The organism is Citricoccus sp., from assembly GCF_035445025.1.
Taxonomy (GTDB): Bacteria; Actinomycetota; Actinomycetes; order Actinomycetales; family Micrococcaceae; genus Citricoccus.
The window spans coordinates 40,388-47,477 of record NZ_DAOMPX010000023.1 but is presented as its reverse complement, the minus strand read 5'-3'; the positions used below and the strand labels follow the sequence as shown (position 1 = coordinate 47,477).

Below are 7,090 nucleotides of genomic sequence, written 5' to 3'. Positions count from 1 at the left end.
CTAACCCGGGCGGGTGGCCTCCGTGTCGATGAAGTGCTGCGCGCGTTGCAGGGTGTGCGAGGAGTACGTGCCCCCGGAGCGGGCGTCCAGCAGCGCGGCCTGTTCCACCTCGACCAGCTGCCGGCGCAGCTCCCGGTACTGTTGCCGCTGGCTGTCCGGGTCCACCTCGGCCACCATCGCCGCCAGTGCCTGCGTGGCCGCCCGGCCCTCCCGTCGGGCCCGCTCCACCACGGCGGGGTCGAAGGGACTGCCGTCCTCACGGAGCAGCGTCCTGTTCTGCAGGTAGGCCTGGCGCGCGGCGATGATCTCATCGGCCAGGCGGCCGATCTCCCGGCGCTGCGCCTCCTCGTCGGTCCCCTTGATGCCGAGCACCCGGATCAGCAGCGGAAGGGTGCCACCCTGGACCACGAGCGTGAGGATGGCCACGGAGAAGGCGATCAGGATCAGTTCGGGACGGTACGGGATGTCAGCCGGGAGGGACTGGGCCGCGGCCAGGGTGATGACGCCGCGCATCCCGGACCACGCCAGCACGGCCCCGCCCCGCCAGCCGAGGCCCTGCGTGGCCAGGAAGTGCGCATCGGCACGCCACCGCCGCAACCGGGCCACCGTCCGCGGGTGGGGCGGCTCCCCGGACGCCGTGGACTCGAGCGCGGCATCGAGGTGCCGCGCGAGCTGGGGGACCCGCCTCTGCCGCGCCCGGAGCACGGCGATGAGCGGCACCACGAAGGCGATGCGCACCACGACGAGGACCGCGGTGCACAGCACGGCGATCCCGACGGCGAACCACAGCCCCCGCCCCGAGGCCTCCGCGTCCGCGACGATCGAGGTGATCTCGAAGCCCATAAGCAGGAACACGCCGTTCTCCAGGAGCAGCTGGATGGTGCGCCAGTTGGTGCGGTCGGTGAGCCGGTCCGCCGCGCTGAGGCGCTGGGGCGCCTGGTGACCGGTGAGGAGGCCGGCAGTGACCACGGCGATGACGCCCGAGGCGTGCAGGTTCTCCGCGGGCATGTACGCCAGGAACGGCACGGTCAGGGAGATCGCCGTGGTGAGGACGGGCTGCTGCCGGATCCTGGACCGGAACCAGACGGTCCCGGCGCCCACGAGGAGACCGAGGACGATCCCGGCGCTGACGGCGTAGGCGAAGTCACCGATGGCACCCCAGAAGGTCACGGCGCCGGCGGTGGCCGCGATGGCGGTGCGGAGCATGACCAGCGCGGTGGCGTCGTTGACCAGGCCCTCCCCCTCCAGGATCATCACCAGCCGGGGCGGCAGGCCCAGTCTCTTGCCGATCGAGGTGGCCGCGACGGCATCCGGCGGGCTGATGACCGCCCCCAGGGCCACTGCGGCCGCGAGATCGATGTCCGGCAGCAGCCACCAGATCAGCCACCCCGTGGCGAAGGCGGAGGCGATCACCAGGAACACGGACAGGGCGCTGATGGTGCCGAGGTCCCGGCGGAAGTCCGTGATGGGGACGTTGACCGCCGCCGAGTAGAGGATCGGCGGCAGCGCGATCATGAGGATCCATTCCGGGTCCAGCAGGATCTGGGGCGCCCCGGGGATCATGCTGCAGCCGATGCCCACCAGGACGAGCAGGATCGGCGCCGCGACGCCTAACCGGGGCGCGAACAGCGAGACCAGCACGATGATCAGGACACCGGCCACGGCCAGCAGTGCGATGTCCTCCATGTGCAGTCCCTGTCCGTCGGCGTCGGTGCACGTCAAAACTAGGGCATCAGGCCGGTGCGTAGCACTGCTTCACCCGTTTCGCTCCGCGGACAGGACCGGTCGTAGAGTGGAGGCGACCATCCCGAGCGGCTGAGAGATCTGGCTCCGTGACGCCGCAGCAACCCGTCCATGGTCCTGGGGTGCCCTCCCGGCACTGCAAGGACCGGACCAGGTGCTACTGCCAGATTCGATGGAAAGAAGGTTCTGTCTTGTCTGTTGCCCCGCACGCCGCTCCCACCGCCACCGCGCGCGACACCCCCGCCCACGCCCCCGGTGCCCTGCCCGGCCCGCTGCCGGCCGACGTCGTGGACGCCGCCGATCCTTCCGTCCACCCGGGCCGGCCCGCGGGCCTGTTGCACGGCGGGCTCGGGGACGGCCGGCCCGTGCGCGAGGAGGACCGGCTCGCGTTCTGGGATGCCGCCGCGCGGCGCCTCGAGTGGGAGACGCCCTGGCACACCACCCACTCCTGGACCCCTGCCGACCCGGCCGCCGAGCGCGGCCCGGAGATCCGCTGGTTCGAGGGCGGCCGGTTGAACGTCGCGGTGAACTGCGTGGACCGGCATGTGGCCGCCGGCCGCGGGGAGAAGGTGGCCCTGTACTTCGAGGGCGAACCCGGTGACCGCCGCGCCGTGACCTACGCCCAGCTCCAGCGCAAGGTCAGCCAGGCCGCCAACGCCCTGCTCGAACTGGGCATCGGCAAGGGCGACCGCGTGGTGGTCTACCTGCCGGTGCTCGTGGAGACGATCGTCATCACCCTGGCCTGCGCGCGGATCGGCGCGGTGCACTCGCTGGTGTTCGGCGGCTTCTCCGCCGAGGCGCTGCGCTTCCGCGTGGAGGACACCGGCGCGAAGCTGCTGGTCACCTCAGAGGGCCAGTACCGCCGCGGCCAGGCCGTGCCCGTCAAGGACAACGCGGACGAGGCCGTCTCCGGCCAGAACCAGATCGAGCACGTGCTGGTGCTCAACCGCACCGGCCACACCGAGGTCGGGGACGGCCCGGGCCAGATCAGCTGGACCGAGGGCCGGGACGTGTGGTGGCACGAGATCGTGGACCGCCAGCCGGAGACCCACACCCCGGAGTACTTCGACGCCGAGACCCCGCTGTTCATCATGTACACCTCGGGCACCACCGGACAGCCCAAGGGCCTCGTGCACACCTCGGGCGGCTACCTCACCCAGGCCTCCTGGTCCTACGACTACCTGTTCTCCCATCCGGACGTGTCCGAGCGGGAGAAGGACGTGCACTGGTGCACCGCCGATCTCGCCTGGGTCACCGCGCACACCTACGAGATCTACGGACCGCTGTCCAACGGCGTCACCGAGGTCATCTACGAGGGCGTGCCGAACGCCCCGCACCCGGGCCGGCACTTCGAGGTCATCGAGCGCTACGGCGTCACCTCCTACTACACCGCTCCCACCCTGGTCCGGTCGCTGATGGGCTGGTTCCCCGAGGGCATCCCCGCGGGGCACGACCTCTCCTCGATCCGCCTGGTGGGCACCGTGGGAGAGGCCGTCAACCCGGAGGCATGGACCTGGGCCCGCACCCAGATCGGCCGCTCGCACCTGGACGCGCTGGACGCCCGGCTCCAGGCCGAGACCGGCGACGACGACGCGCGGGTCCCCCGCGACGGTTCCGTGGGCGTGCCGATGGTGGACACCTGGTGGCAGTCCGAGACCGGCGCCACCGTGCTCTCCCCGCGCCAGGCGGACGAGCGGTTCAAGCCCGGGTGCGGCTCCCGCCCGCTGCCCGGGGTGGACGTGGCCGTGGTGGACGACGCCGGGGCGCCCGTGGCCGCCGGGCTGCAGGGCAAGGTCGTGGTCACCCGCACCGGCCCGGCCATGGCCCGCACCGTGTGGGGCAACCCGAGGCGCTACTTCACCTCGTACTGGAAGGACTACGCCGGGCAGGGCTGGTTCCTGGCCGGCGACGGTGCCAAGGTCGACGAGGACGGGGACACCTGGATCCTCGGCCGCATCGACGACGTCATCAACATCTCCGGACACCGCCTGTCCACCATCGAGATCGAGTCAGCGCTCGTGTCCCACCCCGAAGTGGTCGAGGCCGGGGTCTGCCCCGTTCCGGACGCGAAGACCGGGCACGCCGCCGTGGCCTTCGTGGTGGCCCGGGCGGGCTTCGGGGACGCCCCCGCGCCGGCCGGCACCGGGGCCGGGCCCGCCGCCGACGCCGCCGAGGAGCTGCGCCGGCACGTCGGCCGGGTCATCGGGCCGGTGGCCAAGCCACGCGAGGTCGTCTTCGTGCCCGACGTCCCCAAGACCCGCTCCGGTAAGATCATGCGCCGCCTGCTGACCCAGCTCTACGAGGGCACCGCCCTGGGCGACACCACCTCCCTGCAGAACGAGCCCTGCGTCGGCCAGATCGCCGAGGTCATGGGCCGTCGGCCATCGCACCGCCCGGCCGCCGCGCAGGACGGCTGACCCCGGACCGTCGAGATGGTCACGGCTCAGGACGATGCGGCCCCGTGCCGGTCACAGGCCGGGTCCACCACGGCCACCTGGACGGGGTTCACGATGAGCCGGATGCACCCGCAGGGGTCCGTCGACGTGGTCTCCAGGTTGCCCTCGGCGCCGTAGGGGCGGAGCGGGGCGAGGGTCTTGCACAGGCAGAAGTAGTCCCGGTGCGGGGTGCTCGTCCGGCACTTCATGGTGATGGTCTTGGCATCAAGCATGGCAGCGGCTCCAGGGTGTGCAGTCAATGGGCTGGGTGAGACCGGTGCTGTCATCGACCGTGGCGGCCCGGGGGTCCTCACAGACTAGAAATCGGGGCACCCCGCTGGTAGTGGACGATCGTCCACTACTTTCCGGTAGAGGGCCTTCCGGGCGGCACCATCGGACAGGTCCGGGCGCGGGCCGCGGCGCCCGGGCAGCCACGGGCAGCCACGGGCCCAGAGTTTCAGTCCCCCGACGAGCCCCGGCTCCAGTACGAGGACAGCGAGAGCATCCGTCGGTCCACGCCCCGGTCCTCCAGCAGGTGCCGCCGCAGGGACTTCACCGCGGCCTTCTCCCCGTGCACGAAGGCCTGTACCCGTCCCGGAGGCCACTCCATGGACTGGACGGCGCCCGGCAACGGTGACGGGACGCGCTCTGCCAGTCCCCGGTGCAACCAGCTCACCGTCACCCCCGGGGGCGCCTCGAGCTCCCACTCGTCGGCCGGGCCGGGGACCTCGATGAAGGCCGCCCCGACGGCATCGGCCGGCAGGGCGGCTAGGGCCGCGGAGATCGCCGGCAGGGCCGCGGCGTCCCCCACGAGGAGGTGCCAGTCGGCCCGCGGGTCCGGGGCGTACTTGCCGCCCGGGCCCGAGAACGCGACCCTGTCCCCCACCCGGGCCGCCGCGGCCCAGGGCCCGGCGACGCCCGCGTCCCCGTGGACCACGAAGTCGATGACGAGGGTCCGGGCGTCGGGGTCCACGGAGTGCACCGTGTAGGTCCGCCGGACCGGGCGCTGGTGTTTCGGCAGGGTCTTGCGCAGGGCCTGGATGTCATAGGGCGGTTGAAGGCCGAGCGCGGGGTCCACGAACAGGATCTTGACGTACTTGTCCGTGTAGGCGTTGTCCCGGAACTCCTCGAAGCCGTCACCACCCAGGGTCAGGCGCTGGATGTGCTCGCTAATCCGCTCCGTGGCCACCACCTCCAGGACGACCTGCCGGCGGCCTCGCCGTTCCCGGCCGTGGTCCACCCCGTCCGCAAGCGGTTCACCCTCGCGCCGCGACCTGGTCTCCGGGAGGCGGTCGTCATACCGGTGGCGGCCGTACGTCCCATGGTGTTCGCGATGCCCGTGGTGATGGCCGTGCGCACGGCGCCCCTGGGGGTCCTGGCCCGCCCGGAGGCGTGCCGCCTTCAGCGCGTACTTGGCCGCCTTGTACTCGTACTTGGCCACGGAGTACCGCTCCGCTGCGACGCGGTGGCGTTCCACCGCAGACGCGAGGTCCGCCTCCGCGGCACCAGGGGTGCCGGTTCCGTCACCGGCACCGGTGCCGGTAGCGGCGTCCGCGGGCACCCGGCCGCCGTCGTGCCCGTGCGGCGTGCCGTGGTCGCTGCCCATGCCATGTCTCCTCGACTGCGTTCTGTCCTGCGTCGCACCAGGCTGACTCGTGCGGACTCGTACGGACTCGTGCTGTGCCGATCAGCGTACGGCGCGCGCGGGGACAGCGAAACCGGCCGGCCCACGGTCCGTGTGGAGGACCTCGGGGCCGGGCGGCCCCTCACAGCGGCAGGCCGACGGGCCCGGCCGTCTGGGCCGGGACGCTCAGGCCTCCGGGAAGATCTGCCCGATCGGTTCGCGCTTCTCCGCCTGGAAGGCCTCCTCGGCCCGGCCATAGGCCCAGTAGGCGGACAGTGACATCTGCCGGCGGTCCACCCCGCGCACGTCGGCCAGGTACCGGCGCAGGTCCTTGATCATCTCCCGTTCCCCGTGGGCGAACACCTGCACGGCGCCCTCCCTCCACTCGGCATCGATGACCGCCTGGGCCAGCTTCGTGGTCTCGGGCGTGAACTCCGTCCCGCGGTGCAGCCAGGTGACGGTGATCCCCTGGGGCACGGACAGCCCGATCTCGTCCTCGGGGCCGTTCACCTCGATGATGGCCTGCCCGGCGGCGTCGGCCGGCATGGCCTCGAGGGCCGCGCCGATCGCGGGCAGGGCGGACTCGTCCCCGGCCAGCAGGTGCCAGTCCGCCGCGGGGTCGGGCAGGTACATCCCCCCGGGGCCGGTGAGGCACACCCGGTCCCCGGGCCGGGCGGAGTCGGCCCAGGGGCCGGCCAGGCCGTCGCTGCCGTGGACCACGAAGTCGATGGTGAGGGTGCCGGCCCCGGGGTCCACCGAGCGCACCGTGTAGGTACGGCGCACGGGCATCTGCTCGGGGGCCAGGCGCTCGCGCAGGACCTCCAGGTCGTACGGCATCTCCAGGCCCAGCGCCGGATCGGCGAACATCAGCTTGACGTACTTGTCCGTGGCGTCCTTGTCCTGGTAGACGCCGAAGCCCGGTCCGCCCAGGGTCAGCCGGACCATGTGGGGGCCCAGTCGTTCGGTGGCCGTCACCTCCAGGACCACGGGGGGCTTGGGCTGGCGCCGCGGCCGGGCGGCCGGGGGCTGCGGCACGGACTTCTGCTCGGTCATGGGGACACCTCTTCGTCGGGTCACCGGCTGGCGGCCGGCGGGCACGGGGCGGGTCGACACACCGCCCACTCATCCGACATTACGTCATTAACCCGTGACCCAATAATGCCCCGTCCGGGATCTTCACACCGGGCCGCACGGAACGTGTGACACACCTCACCGGAATCCTCTATGATCTTCGAAGTAACCGAACGGTCGGTCACTAATCCGTAACCTCATCCCCGCGAAGCATCCG

5 protein-coding genes and 1 riboswitch are annotated in these 7,090 nt (G+C 72.0%); of the genes, 1 reads left to right on the top strand and 4 read right to left on the bottom strand.

The window, feature by feature from the left end:
- Positions 1-1,686 (bottom strand): cation:proton antiporter, encoded by a 1,686-nt coding sequence (locus PLJ28_RS09245; protein ID WP_183529573.1) that lies wholly within the window; start codon positions 1,684-1,686, stop codon positions 1-3.
- A 113-nt stretch (positions 1,687-1,799) separates the two neighbouring features.
- Positions 1,800-1,922: riboswitch (SAM riboswitch) on the top strand.
- A 12-nt stretch (positions 1,923-1,934) separates the two neighbouring features.
- Between PLJ28_RS09245 and PLJ28_RS09240 the strand changes: the two genes are divergently transcribed.
- Complete coding sequence (locus PLJ28_RS09240) at positions 1,935-4,160, top strand: AMP-binding protein (protein ID WP_255459750.1); 2,226 nt, start codon at positions 1,935-1,937, stop codon at positions 4,158-4,160.
- Between the two features lie 26 nt (positions 4,161-4,186).
- Here PLJ28_RS09240 and PLJ28_RS09235 read toward each other — a convergent pair whose 3' ends face one another.
- The 3 genes from PLJ28_RS09235 to PLJ28_RS09225 form a co-directional block, all read right to left on the bottom strand.
- A complete protein-coding gene (locus PLJ28_RS09235) occupies positions 4,187-4,411 on the bottom strand; it encodes a hypothetical protein (protein WP_183529575.1) in 225 nt (74 codons plus the stop codon).
- A 224-nt stretch (positions 4,412-4,635) separates the two neighbouring features.
- Positions 4,636-5,784: a siderophore-interacting protein gene (locus PLJ28_RS09230; RefSeq protein ID WP_183529577.1), complete on the bottom strand. Its 1,149-nt coding sequence runs from the start codon at positions 5,782-5,784 to the stop codon at positions 4,636-4,638.
- Positions 5,785-5,988: 204 nt separating this feature from the next.
- Positions 5,989-6,855 (bottom strand): siderophore-interacting protein, encoded by an 867-nt coding sequence (locus PLJ28_RS09225; RefSeq protein ID WP_183529579.1) that lies wholly within the window; start codon positions 6,853-6,855, stop codon positions 5,989-5,991.
- Between the last annotated feature and the right edge of the window lie 235 nt (positions 6,856-7,090).